Below are 17854 nucleotides of genomic sequence, written 5' to 3' on the forward strand. Positions count from 1 at the left end.
CTAAAGATCAAGCTCCATTCTGACAATGAGCCGCTGATCCGAACTGCTGACTTCCGTTGCTTTCAGAAATGAAATGAGCTGTTTGGGGTAAAAATTCATATCGAATTCGTCCTGGAGCGACCTCCGGGTAGTGTCGGGAAGCTCAAGACGATTGAATACGAGCCGCTCGACTTCGAACATAATGGCGTTCTGCGGTTCATCTACAACAGAATAACGGCCTTCAATCAGCAAGGACAGGTTGCCGCTCTCACCGGATGCGATGACTTTGCCATCCTCAAACCGGAAGGCAAACGTTTCAAATAACTTGTCCTCAGAACGAAGAAATCCATTCAGATCATCCTCATGTATGTTAATGGTGTACACCTTCCCATTGGTGCTGAGGATGTTTTTGCTGCCTTGAATAAATCCCGGCAAATTCTCCATGGCACTCGCCAGCGCTTGGAAATGCCGCTTCACTTCGTACAAGCCAACATTTTCCCAGTACAGCGTAAATTCATGGATCAGCGCCCGCATAGCCTCAGGATTACCGCTGGTATTCAATGCGCCGTCCACCTGCTGCTGCAGGGCAAGAACCCGCTCCCGCTGCTGGAGAAGGCTGTCCTTCACTTGGGCAAGTTCCGCCGCATTTCGTTCAGCACTTGCGCGTGATGCTTGCAGCTCCCGATACTGCTGATTATACGATTGAAGCACTTGCTGGTCATTCTGGATAATCATATCGTAAAAGTCCAATATTCTGAAAAATCCGGATAAGCTTTGCGCTGAGAGCAGCATGACCAGCAGATGATCGCGTTCCCCCATATAATACGCTCGAAGCACCGCATCCGCCCGGTCCCTTCGCTCATCGATCCGCTCCTCCAGAACGGTGATCCGTTCCCGAAGCTGGCGCTGGGTCACTTCAAGCTCCTGCTGCCTGGCCGTAATTCGCTCGATCTCATGATCGATTTCAACGATAGAGAGGCTATCCTCCAGTATTTTGCGAGCTTCTTCCGAATCCGGCATTATCGGTTCCTGGACCGAATAGGACACGGGTGCCGTCAGGGTGCTGACGAATAGGATGATAACGAGCAGGAACGGAAGGAAACGATATTTAATTCGTGTCATCAAAACAGGTGCCCCCCTGATTGTTAGGTATGTCGAAAGGAATCCGTCCGCTATCCCTTCATCTCAACCAATATATGATGATATAGGCTGAAATATTTAAAAAAAGCGATACGGCAGCTCAAGCGCCGATCGCTTTTTTTAATGGTGCTTTTATTGCTGAAGCGTTTACTTAGAACGACAGGCGCTCCCTTGTGCGAGGACTTTCAGTTTGTCCATTCTTCACGAGCGGATGGCCTTGCTGTCTAAGCCATTAAAGTGGTTTGCCCATATGGAAGACCGTCCAGTAGCTGAAACCGGTGAAGGTCACGATCATATAAGCCCAGAAGAGAAGAATGTAGGTTCTCTCCGTAAATTTCAGATACCCCAAAATTACAAAAAATGCGGTCTGCAGGAAGAAAAGCAGAGCCATCTCGACAAGATCCCCGGCAAAGGCCATTAAACCAATCGTAAGGGTGAAGAAGCCGAGAACTCGAAACATCCGTGCCACGATACCATCCTCCTCTCGTATGTACGCACATAATGCTGCTATGAACATTATAGCGTTATGGGAAAATCGTGTAAATGTTTAACTGGAGATATTTCTGTGATTTTTTACACACCATGTACAGCAGCTGCTGAAAATGCTTCCATCTTCAATGCTTGTTCCGATTTCCCCTTATAGGAGTATGATCTGTAATCAAAATGGAAATACATTTTAGTATCAAATAGATTCTATGAACTCTATGAGAGGCATAGGAATGAAATAAGCAGTTTTTATACCCTATTCAGTTCGCCGATGTTAACGGTAATGAAGACGGTTATTTTAAAGGATGTCGTTAGGAGGGTTTTATGGTATGTCAGCAGTGAGACAGGATGCATGGAGCGCAGAGGATGATCTGATATTGGCAGAGGTGACCCTGCGCCATATTCGCGAGGGCAGCACCCAGTTAGCTGCTTTCGAAGAAGTAGGCGAACGCATTGGCCGAACATCGGCTGCGTGCGGATTCCGCTGGAACAGCTGTGTCCGCAAAAAATATGAGGATGCCATCAGTTTGGCAAAATCTCAGCGCCAGAAAAAGAGCTATTACAAAAAGCAGTCCCAAACAAGCGGTGCACAAGTGGCCGGTTTGACTGCGCCTGAGCTGGACCAGGAGTTATACAAAAGCGAAGGTGCAAGTGAAGAAACGCTTTCCATTGATGCGGTCATCCGATTCCTGCGTCAGTTCAAGGGCGGATTCCAGGAGACTTCCCGTCAGTTCAAATTGATGGAGAAGAGCCTCCGGGAGAAGGATGAGGAAATTGCAAGACTGCGCAGTGAAAATGAGCGGCTGCTCAAAGAAGTGAGTGAAGTGAAGACAGACTATCATGTGGTCAACGATGACTATAAGGCATTGATTCAAATTATGGACCGGGCTCGTAGACTAGCTTTTTTGAACGAGGAAGACGAGGAGCTGAAAACCCGGTTCAAGATGGATGCAAACGGAAACCTGGAGCGGATCGAATAAGAAGGCTCCACGTTTGAAGCGATAGCCCATGCAAGGGGATGTTGTCATGTCCTCTGCATGGGTTATTTGCGTTTCATGATACCGGTTCTGATATATACTAGAACATAGGATTTGGCAACCATCGAGACAAGGTTCTCAGTTCAAGATTATACAGGGGGAACATAGCCATATGGAAAACGGGGGATCGGAATTGGACATTCAGATGATTGGAGCAGGCTCTCTTGGACTGTTATATGCAGGCAAATTAGCCGCCAGCGGGGCCAAGGTGACCTTGTGGTGCCGGAGCGATGAACAGGCAGCCGCTATTCATTCGTCCGGCATCACCATCCACCATAGCGATGGGGGAGAGCTGCATATCCCGCCTGGTGTAGTCCAGGCGCATCCGCTCTCGGAGTTTCACGAGGAAGCTGGAGCCGCGGCGGATTATCTGGTGCTGATGGTGAAGCAGCAAGGGATTGAGGATTTGGTGGAGCGGGTGTTTATCCCGTATGGGAGGAGTATTCAGCGCTGTGTATGCTTCCAGAACGGGACGGGCCATCTGGAGCTGCTTCAGCAGCATCTTCCTTCCGGCGCGATATATGCGGCGATTACCACCGAGGGCGCGAAGCGAATCGGGCCCCGGGAGGTGCTTCACGCCGGAAGCGGGACAACGACGATCGGCCCCTATAACACCGAAGGCATGCCGGAGTCAGGACAAAAGTCAGCATCGCGGGAAATTTCCGACATTAGACTGATTGAGCTGCTGAACAGAGCAGGATTTAAGACTTATTTGTCGAATGAAATTTATACTGCAATTTATCGGAAGCTGATGATCAATGCTGTGATCAATCCTTTAACGGCATTGTGGCGCATTCCTAATGGCGCCTTGCTTGACGATCCCATGCGCATTCAACTCATGAAAGAGCTATTCGACGAAGCATGCGCCGTATATGATGCTGCGGGCATTTCAAGGGAGGATCATCTGTGGGATCAGATCGTGGGCGTATGCCGGATGACTTCGACTAACACATCCTCCATGCTAAAGGATGTGCTGGAGGGGCGTGCAACCGAAATTTCCTGGATTAACGGGAGCATCGTTCGATTGGGGCAGAGACATGGTGTAGCGGCTCCGAAGCATGAACTGCTGTGCAGGCTTATTGAGGGGACAACCAAATAAGGAGGTCTGTGGATGGGGTTTCTGCTAACGATATTCAATACAATGAGCCTTATTCCGGTCATTCCGTTCGGGCTGGTGTATTTTCTGGCCGTAAGATGGGGGAAAGATCGGAAGCAGGCTGTAAAGCTGGCGATGGATGTCACGACGCTATTTTTACTATTTTCCGTCTCCGCGCTGTTTAACAATACGTTTCAATCCAGGTTTGGCTTTTATTTAATCCTGCTTGTGCTGCTCATTGCTGTTGGACTGATTGGCAGCGCCCAGACGCGGTGGAAAGGAAAAGTGGATGTCAGGCGGCTTGTGCGGGTCGTGTGGAGACTGGCTTTTGTAGCGATGAGTTTTTGTTATGTTGTTTTTACTTTTTTTGGATTGATCACATACATAATCAGAGTCATGTATGCCTAATATAATAGCGTGAAATGACAGTCAAATCTTCCTGTTCATCATGGACAGGAAGATTTTTCAATTCCAAGAATGTGGATTTTTATTGACCACTGGTTGTATAATCGGTTAGCATGTACCTTTAAATCTATGAGGAGGAACGCAAGATGAGGAAACACAAAAAACTTCTGCTGCTTATGACGCTGATTCTTGCCTTCAGTTCAGTGTTGGCGGCATGTGGAGCTAACAACAATAACGAGAGTGCCAACAATGGGGACGCTGGTAAACCGAAAGATCAAGTCTTTCGCATGAACCTGGCCTCTGAACCTCCGACATTGGATCCGGGACTTTCCCAGGACAACACTTCTAATACAATCATCAACGCTGTATTTGAAGGACTGGTACGCAAAGGTGAAGACGGAACCGAATTGCCTGGCGTTGCCGAAAGTTGGGACATCTCCGAGGATGGATTGAAATATGTGTTCCATCTGCGCCAGGACGCCAAATGGAGCAATGGAGACCCTGTAACGGCCAATGATTTCGAGTACGCTTGGAAGCGGGTATTGGATCCGAATCTGACGCCTGCATCTCCATATACGTATCAGCTGTACTACATTAAGAACGCAGAGGCTTACAACGGAGGCGACATTAAGGACGCGAGCGAGGTCGGTGTCAAAGCGACGGACGATTACACCCTTGAGGTAACGCTTGAGAACCCGACGCCTTATTTCCTGAGTCTGATGTCGTTCCAAACGTACTTCCCGGTCCACAGCTCGATTGAAGGCAATCCGCAGTGGGCTACTAAGCCGGATACGCTTATTGGGAACGGACCTTTCAAAGTGTCGCAAATGGTCAAAGGACAAAAGATTGAACTTGTCAAAAACGATCAGTATTGGGACACCGAATCGATCAAGCTGGAGAAAGTGGAGATGAGCATTGTGAACAGTGCCGCCACAGAGCTTGCCAGCTACCGGAATAATGAGCTTGACTACGCAGGTCATCCTACAGGAAACATTCCTACTGACCAATTGAACGCCGTCAAGAACGAGCTTGGGGATCAACTGGAGATCAAAGGGATTGCGACCACATACTACTATGTGTTTAATACAACGGAAGAGCCGTTCAACAATGTGAACATCCGTAAAGCTTTCTCGATGGCCATTGACCGCAACGCGATTGTAGAGAAAATTACGCAGGGCGGACAGCTGCCTGCTTTCGGTTTTGTGCCTCCTGGCATCAAGGGGGAGAATGACGAATATCGCAACGAAGTTTCCGATGCTTATTTCGAGGATAACCTGGAGGAAGCGAAGAAGCTGCTCGAGCAGGGAATGAGTGAAGAAGGTTACACGACATTGCCTGAAGTAACGATCATTCATAACTCGGATGACAACCACAAACGGATTGCCCTTGCGATCGCGGATATGTGGAAAAATAATCTGGGTGCCAATGTGAAGGTACAGAATCAGGAGTGGGGCGTGTTCCTTAAAAACCGGGATGACCTGAACTATCAGGTTGCACGTTCCGGCTGGGGCGCCGACTACAATGACCCGATGTCGTTCATCGATATGTGGGTATCGAATAGCGGAAACAACGACGCTGGCTTCAACAATGAAGAATATGATCAGCTGGTAAGAGGAGCTTACACGACCAACGATAATGCAGAGCGTATGGAGCTGATGGCTCAAGCTGAGAAAATTCTCGTTGAGGAGAATCAAGTCATCATGCCGATTTACTACTACTCCAGCGTATCTTTGATCAAGCCATGGGTGAAAAACCTGCACATTGATTACAAAGGCGACATCGATTTCACGCGCGCTTACATTGAGTAGTTCTCTGCTTGTGATGCTGTAATCTAATCTTTCGGGATATATATACGGGTCGTTTCCCAACCCCAATATATATCCCGATTTTTTGTATGGACACAGGATTTCCAGATCCTGTTTTTGCTGGTGGAAGTTTATGCGTGCTAAGGTTCGCCAGGAAGACTACAATGAAATAGTTGAACTGGCTTGCAACATACTTGGTGTAGAACATCATGATCAGGGGGTTAGTTGAAGAAATGCTGAGGTATGTGGCGAGTAAGTTTTTTTATATGCTTGTATCGTTGTTCATACTGATCTCAGCCACTTTTTTTCTTATGAAGGCCATACCGGGAGATCCCTTTATGGGGGAGAAGAAGCCGTCACCGGAAATATTGGCAAGGCTGATGGAGCAGTATGATTTAGATAAACCGGTATTTCAACAATATACGAAATATCTGAGCAATATTATTCAAGGTGATTTTGGCCTGTCCATGAAACATCAAGGGCAGTATGTCACCGACATCATCGTCGAAACTTTCGGACCATCGCTGCGGCTGGGCCTGATCGCTATCATCGTCTCGGTAGTTATCGGAGTTCTGCTGGGGATGCTGGCCGCTTTGTATCATCGCAAGCTGATCGATAATGTGGCGATGGTGCTGTCCGTGCTCGGCATTGCTGTGCCCAGCTTCGTGCTGGCCTCGCTCCTGCAGTATGTGCTGGCTGAAAAAGCGGGGCTGTTTAACGTCATGGGCTTTAACGGCCCGCTGGACTATGTGCTGCCTGTTATGGCGCTATCGGCGCAGCCTATCGCCTTTATCGCCCGTCTGACGCGCTCCAACATGCTTGAAGTGCTTCACTCGGATTATATTAAAACCGCCAAGGCCAAGGGCCTGAGCTGGTTTGCCATCATGTTCCGGCATGTGATCCGTAACGGTATTATGCCGGTCATCACGTATGTCGGGCCTATGACGGCCAACATCATTACTGGTTCGGTCGTGATCGAGCAAATTTTCGGTATCGGGGGCATCGGCAAACAGTTTGTCGAGAGCATTACGAACCGGGATTACACGGTCATTATGGGCATTACAATCTTTTACGGGATTCTGCTGATGCTTGCCCGCTTCATAACGGATATTGCGTATATGTTTGTTGACCCTCGCATCAAGCTGACCAGCAGGAAGGAGGGGTAAACATGGCGACAGAAAATAATATGGCGTATCCGGCCGGGCAGCAGCTGACACCCGAGGATTTCAAGAAAATCGGTCCGGATGAGAAGCAGTCCGAAGTCATTCAGCGCGAAAGCGTGTCCTCCTGGCGGGATGCCTGGGAACGATTGCGTCAGAACAAGCTTGCCATGTCGAGTCTTGTCATTATGATACTGATCATTCTGATGGCTATTATCGGTCCAATGATCTCTAAATATGACTATGAAACGAATGATTTGCTCAATACGAACATGCCTCCTTCTTCGGAGCACTGGTTCGGTACGGATGATCTGGGGCGCGACGTATTCGTCCGGACATGGATGGGAGCCCGGATCTCGCTTACCGTTGGTCTCGCGGCTGCCGCGATCGACCTGCTTATCGGTGTCATCTACGGGGGGATTATGGGATACTTCGGCGGACGTGTGGATGAGTTCATGAACAAGTTTGCTGAAATTTTGTATTCGATCCCGTATCTTCTCGTGACGATTCTGCTGCTCGTTGTGTTCGAGCCGAGTCTAGGGACGATTATATTAGCCTTGACCATTACAGGCTGGATAAATATGTCCTGGATCGTCCGCGGGGAAATTATGCAACTCAAGAGCCGGGAATTCGTGCTCGCATCCCGTTCGATGGGAGCCAGCGCACCAAGACTATTGTTCCGTCATCTGATTCCTAACGCGATGGGACCCATCATCGTGACATTGACGCTGTCTGTTCCAAGCGCCATCTTCGCGGAAGCGTTCCTGAGCTTCCTCGGACTCGGTGTACAGGCGCCGGTAGCATCCTGGGGCTCCATGATCAACGACGCCCTGTCCGGCTGGATGTATTATCCATGGCGGATGCTGTTCCCGGCATTATTCATCAGTTTGACCATGCTTGCATTCAACATTTTCGGTGACGGTCTTCGTGACGCACTGGATCCGAAATTGAAAAAATAGGAGGTGGGAAGGTATGGAACCGATCTTGCAGGTGAATGACCTGAGCGTATCGTTTCGTGTTCGCGGCGGCGAAGTACAGGCTGTGCGCGGCGTGAATTTTGAAATCGGCAAAGGGGAGACGGTTGCCATTGTCGGTGAGTCCGGAAGCGGTAAAAGTGTCACCGCCCAGACCATCATGCGTCTGATTCCGTCCCCGCCCTCAGAGATCAAGAAAGGGGAGGTTATCTTCCAAGGAGAGAACCTGCTCAAGAAAACGAATAAACAGATGGAGGCGATTCGCGGCAAGGACATCGGCATGATATTCCAGGACCCGATGACATCGCTGAATCCGACCATCAAGATCGGCAAGCAGATTACCGAAGTGCTGGAAAAGCACCAGGGCATGAGCTTCAAGGAAGCGAAGAAAGAAGCGATTGAAATGCTCAAGCTTGTCGGTATTAAAAATCCGGAAGAGCGCTTCAACCAATACCCGCATGAATTCTCGGGCGGTATGCGTCAGCGGGCCATGATTGCGATTGCGCTGGCCTGCAAACCGTCGCTGCTGATTGCCGATGAGCCGACAACAGCGCTGGATGTTACCATCCAGGCGCAAATTATGGATGTCATGAAGGACATGCAGCAGCGTCTAGGCACATCCATCATTCTGATCACACATGATCTGGGCGTTGTAGCGGGCATGTGTGACCGGGTGATCGTCATGTATGCAGGGGAAGTGGTCGAGACCGGCACGAAGTGGGAAATATTCAAAAATCCGCAGCATCCGTATACGAAGGGATTGCTTCGTTCGATGCCGCGCCTCGATCAGAAGAAGGGCGAGCCGCTCATTCCGATCGTCGGCACGCCGCCGGACCTGATTAAACCGCCGGTAGGCTGCCCGTTCAGCGCGCGCTGTGAAGAGGCGATGCGAATATGCGAACGGATCGATCCGGGAGCCACTGAGTTCAGCGACACCCATATGGCTCGATGCTGGAATCTGCATCCGATGGCGAAGGAGGCACAGTCGTCATGAAGGACAACCATCTCATTGAAGTTGCAGGACTGAAGAAATACTTTAATGTAGGGAAAGGCAATGTTCTTAAAGCGGTGGATAATCTGAATTTCTACATCCGCGAGGGAGAGACGCTCGGGATGGTCGGGGAATCCGGCTGCGGCAAATCTACGGCTGGACGGACGATTCTCCGCCTCTACGAACCAACTGCCGGATCCGTAAAGTTTAACGGGACCGATATTTACAAGCTGTCCCCCAAGAAGATGAAGGCGATGCGCCGGGATATGCAGATGATATTCCAGGATCCTTATGCTTCGCTGAATCCGAGATTCACAGTGTCGGATATTATCGGAGAGGCATTGGACATTCACGGCATGGCCGGCAGCCGCGCCGAACGCAAGAAACGGGTTGAAGAGCTGCTGGATATGGTTGGCCTGAACAGCGACCATGCCTCGCGCTATCCACATGAATTCTCCGGCGGACAGCGTCAGCGGATCGGGATTGCCCGGGCGCTGGCAGTCAATCCGAAGTTTATTATATGTGACGAGCCGATTTCGGCGCTGGACGTATCGATTCAAGCGCAGGTTGTAAACCTGCTGAAGGATTTGCAGGACCGTCTCGGCCTGACTTATCTGTTCATTGCCCATGATCTGTCCATGGTCAAGCATATCAGCGACCGGGTAGCCGTAATGTATTTAGGCAAAATGGTTGAGCTTGCGGACAGCGAGGAGCTGTACGCCAATCCGATTCACCCGTACACGAAGACGCTGCTGTCTGCTATTCCGATTCCGGACCCCGAAATCGAGGCGAACAAGCAGCGGCTGAGAATGGAGCATGATGGCCAAGGGCCAATCACTGCAGCGAAGGGCGAGGACGGGACCGTTCAGCTACACGAGGCGGACAGCGAGCTGGTTGAAGTGTCGAAGGGACACTGGGTATCCAAAGCTTTCGCATAAGCTCTGAGACCGAGCTCTACCAGCGATCGTCAATCCTGAAAATCCGAAGTATGATCAACAGCCGCAGGCTTGTATGCCGGCGGCTGTTGTTTTCCTTTGACGGAGAACGCCATCATTCGGTACAATCAAGAAAGGCTTCATAAGTCTAGAATGCTATAAATTGCAGAGCCTGCCCGTCCGATATAGGGGAATCATACCGTCAGACGTCAAAGGGAAGGGCGCAAGTATAGTTCCACATACATATTCGATATGGCTATACCTGTATACATTTATGGATGCTGCGATATAGAGAATAGGAGGCATACTTCATGAATATCGTTCCGGATCCTTTATCCGGCGGATCACGTCTTGCCCAGGCATATATTCATCGTTATGACAGCGTTAGCGGCTTTTACGGTGAAGATTACCGCAGCAGCGACGGCTATGAACGGAGAGCGGCATGGCTGGATCAATCCGAAGCCAAACGCATCTCCAGAGCGGCTGTGGTGGACTGTCTACGCACCTATAATCATAAGTTTAATGCCCATCCAGCGGTGGATAAGGCATTGGATGCGCTGGGCCAACCGGAGACACTTGCCATTGTAGGCGGACAGCAGAGCGGACTGCTTACAGGACCGATCCTTGTCATCTATAAAGCGGTGACTATCATTCAGGCTGCCTCAGATGCTGCCAAAAGGCTCAACCGTCCGGTGGTTCCTGTGTTCTGGATCGCCGGCGAGGATCATGACTGGGATGAGGTGAATCACGCCTATTTCCCGACCCGCGATCTCGATATAGCCAAAATCAAGCTGGACCCGAGAGAAAAGCTTCGCACCTCTGTAAGTTATACCGAAGTGAACGAAGAGGAGTGGGAGCTCCAGCTTCAAGGGCTGCGTGAGCTATTGCCGGACAGCCCGAGCAAGGCGGAGCTGCTTGAGCTGGCCCGCACGGCATTCAGCGGCTCCCGCAATTTGAGCGAAGGCTTCGCCAAGCTGCTGGGCGCGATGTTTGGCAAGCACGGACTCATTCTTCTTGATTCTGCGGACCCGAATCTTCGCGCTTTGGAAGTTCCCGTGTTCGAAGCGATCATCAACAACAACGAGGCTCTGGGACTTTCGTACCAGCAGATGGCCCGCGATATCGAGGGTGCAGGATTTGAAGTTCAGGCCGATGTTCCGGAGAATGGAGCCAATCTGTTCTACCTTCACGAAGGCATGCGTCTGCTCCTGTACCGGGAAGGCGACAGGTTCGTCGACCGGAAGGGATGGATTCAATTATCGCGTGATGAGCTGCTGCGCGAGCTGCACGAGCATCCTGCCAGATTCAGCAACAATGTGCTGACAAGGCCGCTTATGCAGGATTCGCTGCTGCCGGTGCTGGGGACGGTACTGGGGATGGGCGAAATTTCGTATTGGGCCATCACCCGCGGTGCTTTTGCGGAAATGGGGCTTCAGATGCCGCTCATATTGCCGAGAATGTCGTTTACATTGCTGGATGATACGGTGCATAAACATATGGATAAGTATGCGCTGTCGTTCCAGGACGTACAGCATCATCTGGAGGAGAAGCGGCAGGCCTGGCTCGACAGTCAGGATGAACTCAATCTGGAGGAGCGGTTCGGTCAGACCAAGGCTGCGTTCGAACAGCTGTATCAGCCATTGATCGAAGATCTTGGCAAGCTGCAATCGGGATTGGTGAAGCTCGGATCGACCAATAAGGATAAAATACTGAAGCAGATGGACTATCTGCTGCGCAAATCGCAAGAAGCACTCGAGCAGCAGCATGAGGCTGCTCTGCGGCAATGGCAGGCTATCGGGCAGAGCCTGATGCCGCTGGGAAGACCGCAGGAGCGGGTGTATAACATTTTCCATTATATGAACCGCTACGGTATGGACCTGATTGACCGGCTGATGGAAATTCCGTATGAGGCATCAGGCACGCACCGTTTGATTCACGTATAATAAAACCAATAACCATTTATTAGGAGGTAAGTGATGACTTCATCCTCGATTCAAAACAGCAGCATTACCGATTTGAAATTGGCCCCGGAAGGCCATCTGAAAATTGATTGGGTAAAGGCGCACATGCCGGTACTGAACCGCGTGCGCGAGCAGTTTGAACGTGAACAGCCTTTCAAGGGGCTCAAGGTGGCGATCTCTCTTCATCTTGAAGCGAAAACGGCGTACCTGGCCAAGGTCGTTAAGGCTGGCGGAGCCGAAGTGACCATTACCGGCAGCAATCCGCTGTCCACTCAGGATGACGTTTGTGCCGCTCTGGTGGAGGATGGCATTACCGTCTTTGCAAAATACAACCCCTCCCCGGAGGAGTACAAGGAGCATCTCATTAAAACGTTGGAAACGAAGCCTGATCTCATCATTGATGATGGCGGCGATCTGGTCACCATTCTTCATGCTGAGCGCCCCGAGCTGCTGGAAGGCATCCGCGGCGGAGCGGAGGAAACAACGACCGGGATTCTGCGACTAAAGTCCCTGGAGAAGGATGGGGCGCTCAAGTTCCCGATGATCGCGGTCAACGACGCGTATTGCAAATATTTGTTTGACAACCGCTACGGCACGGGGCAATCGGTCTGGGACGGCATTAACCGGACGACCAATCTCGTCGTGGCAGGCAAGACGGTTGTCGTTGTCGGATACGGATGGTGCGGCAAAGGCGTGGCCATGAGAGCGAAAGGGCTGGGCGCGAATGTGATCGTCACCGAGGTGGATGCGATTAAAGCGGTTGAAGCTTATATGGATGGCTTCCAAGTGATGCCGATGCGCGAGGCCGCCAAGCTGGGCGACTTTTTCGTAACGGTGACAGGCAATCGCGATGTGATCAGCGGCGCCGACTTCGATGTGATGAAGGACGGGGCTATTCTGTCCAATGCCGGGCACTTCGATGTGGAAGTGAGCAAGCCGGATCTGATGGAGCGCGCACAGTCCGTTCGGACCGTTCGCCGCAACATTGAGGAATACCAGCTGAAGGATGGCCGCAAAATCTATCTTCTGGCCGAGGGGCGTCTGGTCAATCTTGCCGCTGGCGACGGGCATCCGGCCGAAATTATGGATATGACGTTTGCGCTGCAGGCCTTGTCGCTGAAATATGTGAACGAGCAATACGAAACCATTGGCAGCCGTGTCGTGAACGTACCCTATGAAATTGACGAGCAGGTGGCGAGATACAAGCTGGAAAGTCTAGGAATCGGCATCGACCAGTTGAGCGATGAGCAAAAAGCTTATCTGGACAGCTGGGCACAGCATTAATCTGCGGCATATTTGGAAAAGAACGGTTCATAACAAACCTCCTTCCATTCCCGTCAGTGGATGTTAGGAGGTTTTTTTGCGCGCTTTTTTTGAAAAAATGCCCAAAAAAACAAAATGGGTCTTAAAGGTGTTTGATTCTTGACGTCGAATCTATTATTCTAAAGTGGAGGAAAGTGGTGCAAAGTGGGGATTCGGGGTTAAGGAGTGGAGTGCCTGATGTTTATGGGGGAGTTTCAGCATAGCATCGATGACAAGGGGCGGATCATTATCCCCGCCAAATTTCGTGAACTCCTTGGCATTTCCTTTGTCGTTACCCGAGGCCTCGACCAATGTCTCTTTGTATACCCTACTGAAGAATGGGCTGTTATGGAACAGAAGCTCAAATCCCTCCCACTGATGAAGTCTGATGCCAGAGCGTTTACCCGGTTTTTTTTCTCGGGAGCAACAGAATGCGAATTGGATAAGCAGGGAAGGGTAAACTTGCCGGCAAATTTGCGAGAGTTCGCCAAGCTGGAGAAAGAATGCGTCGTGATCGGCGTTTCGAACCGGGTGGAGATCTGGAGCAAGGAACAATGGCAGAAGTATTATGAGCAGTCGGAAGAAGCGTTTAATGATATCGCCGAGAAGCTGGTCGATTTCGACTTCGATCTGTAGCTGTCGGTGAAGCTTCCGTTCTACGCTCGCAAGGAATCTATGATTACATGACAAACGTTAAAAGCAATGGAGGGCGCAGACTTTGTTTCATCACATCACGGTGCTTAAAGAAGAAGCGACAGACGGGCTGCGCATCAAACCAGACGGTATATATGTTGACTGTACGCTCGGCGGTGCGGGGCACAGCTCCCTGATCGCCTCGAGGCTAAGCTCTGAGGGCCGGTTAATTGCGTTTGACCAGGATGACTGGGCGCATGAGAATGCGCAGAAGGTGCTGGAACCTTACGCGGATCGGGTTACCCTTGTCAAAGCCAATTTTCGTGACTTGGAGGAGGTGCTCCGGCGCGAAGTAAGGGCAGACGTGAACGGGCAGCCGCGGGTTGACGGCATACTGTTTGATTTGGGCGTATCCTCACCGCAATTTGACGAAGGGGAGAGAGGCTTCAGCTACAATCACGATGCGCCGCTCGATATGCGGATGGATCAATCGGCGGAATTAACCGCTGCCGAGATTGTAAATGAGTGGCCTGAGCAGGAGATTGCCCGGATTCTCTATGAATACGGTGAAGAGAAGTTCTCGCGGCGAATTGCCAGAGTCATTGCGGATAGACGGGTACAGCGACCTATTCAAACGACGGGGGAACTCGTCGATTTGATAAAAGAAGGCATTCCGGCCGCTGCCCGCAGAACGGGCGGACATCCGGCCAAGCGCAGCTTCCAGGCGCTGCGGATTGCGGTCAACGATGAGCTTGGCGCTTTCGAGGATGCGCTGCACCAAGCAGTTAGGTGTCTGGCGCCGGGCGGAAGAGTGTCGGTCATTACGTTCCACTCGCTGGAGGACCGGATCTGCAAACAGATTTTTAACAGCTATATTCCTAAATGCACTTGTCCACCGGATTTCCCGATGTGCGTCTGCGGGGGCGGGCAAGGCGACCTGAAACTGGTCAATCGAAAGCCGATTATTCCTTCGCAGGAGGAGATTGGCAGCAATCCAAGAGCGCGTTCGGCCAAGCTTCGAATCGCAGAAAAGTTGCAGCAACCAACTTAACCGTTCAAAGGGATTATGCACTAACTAAGAGCAGCTCTACCAGCAATGTTGCAAATCCTGAAACTAAGACAAAGGAGAATCAGCCATGGCATACACGCGCGGCAATCTGGCCGTTCAGGAGAGACAGAAGGAAGCGCAATCCACATATCTCGAGAAGACCAAAGTCATCAAACGCCGATCCCAGCTGCCTCAAAAAGAAAAGCTGCTGTATTTGTTGTCCGTGGTGTTGGTTGTCGCTGTCATGGGCGTGATCGGCATGAGGCATGTTCATTCCTATGACCTGAACCGTCAAATTCAGAGAACAGAGGCTGAGATCCGTACAGCTCAGAGAGAAATCGATCTGCTTCAGGTGAAGAAACAAACGCTGGAGATGGAAATTTTGGATAAAGCCAAGGAACTCGGCTACGTTCCGATTGAGGACCATAACGCGATCCATGTGCAGCCTTCTGCGGGAACGAGAGGGACACAAGGGCCGCTACCAGGGCAAAATGACTAAAGTGTGAGGTTTTTCGATGGTAAAAAAAATCAAACTGCGCACCGTGTTCATAGGGGGATGTATTATCCTCTTTTTTGCTTTATTGATTGGTCGGGTGTTTTATCTGCAGGTTATTGACAATGATTTTTGGCGGGAGAAGGCCTTAACTTATTGGTCGCGCCAGCAGCCGCTGCCTGCCAATCGCGGTACGATCATGGACCGGGACGGCGACGTTCTGTCCATGGATGCGCCAGCGTATACGGTCGTTGTCAATCCGAAGGTCATTCAGACGAATGGACTGGAGGATAAGGTGGTTTCCGGTCTTCATGAAATCCTCGGCAAGGATGAAGGCGAGCTTCGCGAATTGGTAAGAGCCCAGGATGACAAGGGGGAATACTTGATCAACCGCGAAGTGCGAAATGAAGGCTTGAAGATTGACCAGGATACTAAGCTGGAGGTCGAGGCGTTCTCTGAGAGTCTCAAGCAGGAGCTCCGGGACGAAGGCAAAACGCCGGATTCGGGCATCGGCTTCATCAATGAGAAGAAGCGTTTCTATCCGAAAGGCTCTCTTGCTGCCCATGTGCTTGGATATATCGACAGGGAAGGCAAGGCAGTCGGCGGGGTCGAATCCTATTACAATGAGCTGCTGCAAGGCAAGGACGGTTTTGCTGCTTACAAGAGTGACAAGAAGGGAATTAAGCTTCCCAGTGAGGATGACTTATACCAACCTGCCATTAATGGGAAAAATTTAGTACTGACGATTGATGATACGATCCAGTATTATATCGAAGATGCCATGCGCGAGGCCTATGAGCAGTACAAGCCCCAGAGCATCACGGTCATTGCGGCAAACCCGAACACGATGGAGATTCTCGGCATGGCCAACCTGCCGACCTTTGACCCGAATACATACTGGGATGTGCCGAATGTCGGCAACTTCTTCAATCATGCGGTCGGTTCAGTGTACGAGCCGGGCTCCACCTTTAAAATTGTAACACTGGCCAGCGCCGTGCAGGAAAAGCTGTTTAACCCGAACGCCTATTATGAATCCGGTTCGATCAAGGCGGGAGGCAGAACCCACTACGACATCAGGCGGCACTGGGGAACGATCAGCTACCTCGAAGGGGTGAAGCGATCGAGCAACGTGGCCTTTGTCAAGCTGGGCTACGAAATGCTTGGTGCCGAAAGGCTGACCAACTACATTCGCGAGTTTGGATTTACGGAAAAATCGGGCATTGATCTGCCTGCGGAATCTCTCGGCATCATCCATATGAATAATGATTCGGATATTTCAACGCTGACTTACGGCTATGCAGTATCGGTTACGCCGATTCAGCAGATCGCGGCGATTTCCGCCGTGGCTAACGGCGGCAAGCTGCTGAAGCCGTATATGGTGAAGGAGATTCAGGATCCGAATACCGGTGAAACACAGAAGATCGAGCCTGAGGTAATCCGGGAAATCATCACCCCGGAAACGGCGAGAGAAACCGGAACATATCTGGAGCAAGTCGTTGCCGATCAGGTCAACGGTTCCGGCAGACTCGCTTATATCGATGGATACCGTGTAGCAGGCAAAACCGGTACGGCGATTAAATCGACCGGAGGCTACCGCGACCGGACGAAGCAGGTGTCTTCTTTCGTCGGATATGCCCCGGTGGATGATCCGAAGATTGCCGTCATCGTCATCATTGACGAACCGAAGGAAGAGGTCGGCGGCGGCGCGGCTGCTGCCCCGGTGTTCCAAAAGATCGTCTCGCAAACGCTCAGCTATTGGGGCATTCCCAAATCGCAGCAGGATACTGACAACAGCAAGGGGAACGCGCCGAAGGCGAAGGATGCAGCGGCCGAGGTTCGAATGACCTCTCCGGATCTAAGCGGTATGAGAATCAGTGAAGTGAAGGATAAACTGCTCCAGGACGGCTTCGCCTTTGAGGTGCTCGGCAGCGGGAATACGGTGAAGGGACAGTATCCTGCCCCGGGAGCGGTAATGACTTCCGGACAGCGTGTCTATGTGCTGACCGAGGACGACCATGCAATGACGATTCCGAATCTGCATGGTGAATCGCTGCGGGACGCGATGGAGGTGCTCACCTTGATGAAGGTGAGAGTCATTGTCCAGGGCGAGGGCTATGTCACCAAGCAGGTGGAGAGCTCAGAGAATGGGCAGCGCACGGTAACGCTGACTTTGAGAACGGCGGAAGAAATGCTGACCGGCGCAACCGATTCGGAGGAAGAGGAACCCGAAACTCCGGATGAAGAGGCTGAATCGGATGGCAGCGCGGAGACCGACTCGGCGGATGCTGAAGGGCAGGGTTAGCGAGGTCAGCAACGAGGAATAGCTTGTTCTATCCCCGGCTTGTACCGAATACTCATGAGATAAACACCAGTTCATGGGTTTACAGGCTTAAGTCGGGGAGGGAAGCA

General features: G+C 51.1%; 16 protein-coding genes. 14 read left to right on the top strand and 2 right to left on the bottom strand.

The genetic code is table 11. The features are described 5' to 3' along the window. Positions 1-1101 carry a coiled-coil domain-containing protein gene (locus CHH67_RS01220; protein WP_230875542.1) on the bottom strand — a complete coding sequence of 367 codons (1101 nt, stop codon included), beginning with the start codon at positions 1099-1101 and terminating at the stop codon, positions 1-3. 250 nt (positions 1102-1351) lie between these two features. Continuing rightward, positions 1352-1588 (bottom strand): DUF2626 domain-containing protein, encoded by a 237-nt coding sequence (locus CHH67_RS01225; RefSeq protein WP_095263150.1) that lies wholly within the window; start codon positions 1586-1588, stop codon positions 1352-1354. Between the two features lie 346 nt (positions 1589-1934). Here CHH67_RS01225 and CHH67_RS01230 point away from each other — a divergent pair, with 346 nt between their 5' ends. The 14 genes from CHH67_RS01230 to CHH67_RS01295 all read left to right on the top strand — a co-directional run bounded on the left by CHH67_RS01230 (position 1935) and on the right by CHH67_RS01295 (position 17747). Next, entirely contained in the window at positions 1935-2585 is a 651-nt protein-coding gene (locus CHH67_RS01230; protein WP_095263151.1) for an RsfA family transcriptional regulator, read from the top strand. A 169-nt stretch (positions 2586-2754) separates the two neighbouring features. Then, the gene (locus CHH67_RS01235; RefSeq protein ID WP_244908049.1) at positions 2755-3741 is read left to right on the top strand and encodes a ketopantoate reductase family protein; all 987 of its coding nucleotides are present in this window, start codon (positions 2755-2757) and stop codon (positions 3739-3741) included. 12 nt (positions 3742-3753) lie between these two features. Continuing rightward, complete coding sequence (locus tag CHH67_RS01240) at positions 3754-4146, top strand: DUF3397 family protein (protein WP_095263152.1); 393 nt, start codon at positions 3754-3756, stop codon at positions 4144-4146. Between the two features lie 143 nt (positions 4147-4289). Further along, the gene (locus CHH67_RS01245; RefSeq protein WP_095263153.1) at positions 4290-5951 is read left to right on the top strand and encodes a peptide ABC transporter substrate-binding protein; all 1662 of its coding nucleotides are present in this window, start codon (positions 4290-4292) and stop codon (positions 5949-5951) included. Between the two features lie 230 nt (positions 5952-6181). After that, positions 6182-7114, top strand: coding sequence for an ABC transporter permease (locus CHH67_RS01250; RefSeq protein ID WP_095263154.1), 933 nt, complete (start codon positions 6182-6184; stop codon positions 7112-7114). A gap of 2 nt (positions 7115-7116) precedes the next feature. Continuing rightward, complete coding sequence (locus CHH67_RS01255) at positions 7117-8067, top strand: ABC transporter permease (RefSeq protein WP_095263155.1); 951 nt, start codon at positions 7117-7119, stop codon at positions 8065-8067. 13 nt (positions 8068-8080) lie between these two features. Further along, the gene (locus CHH67_RS01260) at positions 8081-9076 is read left to right on the top strand and encodes an ABC transporter ATP-binding protein (protein WP_095263156.1); all 996 of its coding nucleotides are present in this window, start codon (positions 8081-8083) and stop codon (positions 9074-9076) included. Then, positions 9073-10011, top strand: a complete 939-nt coding sequence (locus CHH67_RS01265) for an ABC transporter ATP-binding protein (protein WP_095263157.1) — start codon at positions 9073-9075, stop codon at positions 10009-10011. The genes CHH67_RS01260 and CHH67_RS01265 overlap by 4 nt, the downstream gene beginning before the upstream one ends. A 308-nt stretch (positions 10012-10319) precedes the next feature. Then, positions 10320-11951: a bacillithiol biosynthesis cysteine-adding enzyme BshC gene (gene bshC, locus CHH67_RS01270; RefSeq protein ID WP_095263158.1), complete on the top strand. Its 1632-nt coding sequence runs from the start codon at positions 10320-10322 to the stop codon at positions 11949-11951. Between the two features lie 33 nt (positions 11952-11984). Beyond that, positions 11985-13253, top strand: coding sequence for an adenosylhomocysteinase (locus CHH67_RS01275; protein WP_095263159.1), 1269 nt, complete (start codon positions 11985-11987; stop codon positions 13251-13253). A gap of 216 nt (positions 13254-13469) precedes the next feature. Beyond that, positions 13470-13907 carry a division/cell wall cluster transcriptional repressor MraZ gene (mraZ, locus tag CHH67_RS01280; RefSeq protein ID WP_095263160.1) on the top strand — a complete coding sequence of 146 codons (438 nt, stop codon included), beginning with the start codon at positions 13470-13472 and terminating at the stop codon, positions 13905-13907. Positions 13908-13989: 82 nt separating this feature from the next. Then, on the top strand, positions 13990-14955 hold the full coding sequence (gene rsmH, locus CHH67_RS01285; protein WP_095263161.1) for a 16S rRNA (cytosine(1402)-N(4))-methyltransferase RsmH: 966 nt from the start codon (positions 13990-13992) through the stop codon (positions 14953-14955). Between the two features lie 85 nt (positions 14956-15040). Next, positions 15041-15451 carry a cell division protein FtsL gene (locus CHH67_RS01290; RefSeq protein ID WP_095263162.1) on the top strand — a complete coding sequence of 137 codons (411 nt, stop codon included), beginning with the start codon at positions 15041-15043 and terminating at the stop codon, positions 15449-15451. A 16-nt stretch (positions 15452-15467) separates the two neighbouring features. Next, positions 15468-17747: a penicillin-binding transpeptidase domain-containing protein gene (locus CHH67_RS01295; protein ID WP_095263163.1), complete on the top strand. Its 2280-nt coding sequence runs from the start codon at positions 15468-15470 to the stop codon at positions 17745-17747. Positions 17748-17854: the final 107 nt, after the last annotated feature.

The organism is Paenibacillus campinasensis, assembly GCF_002272015.1.
Classification (GTDB): Bacteria; Bacillota; Bacilli; order Paenibacillales; family Paenibacillaceae; genus Paenibacillus_AQ; species Paenibacillus_AQ campinasensis.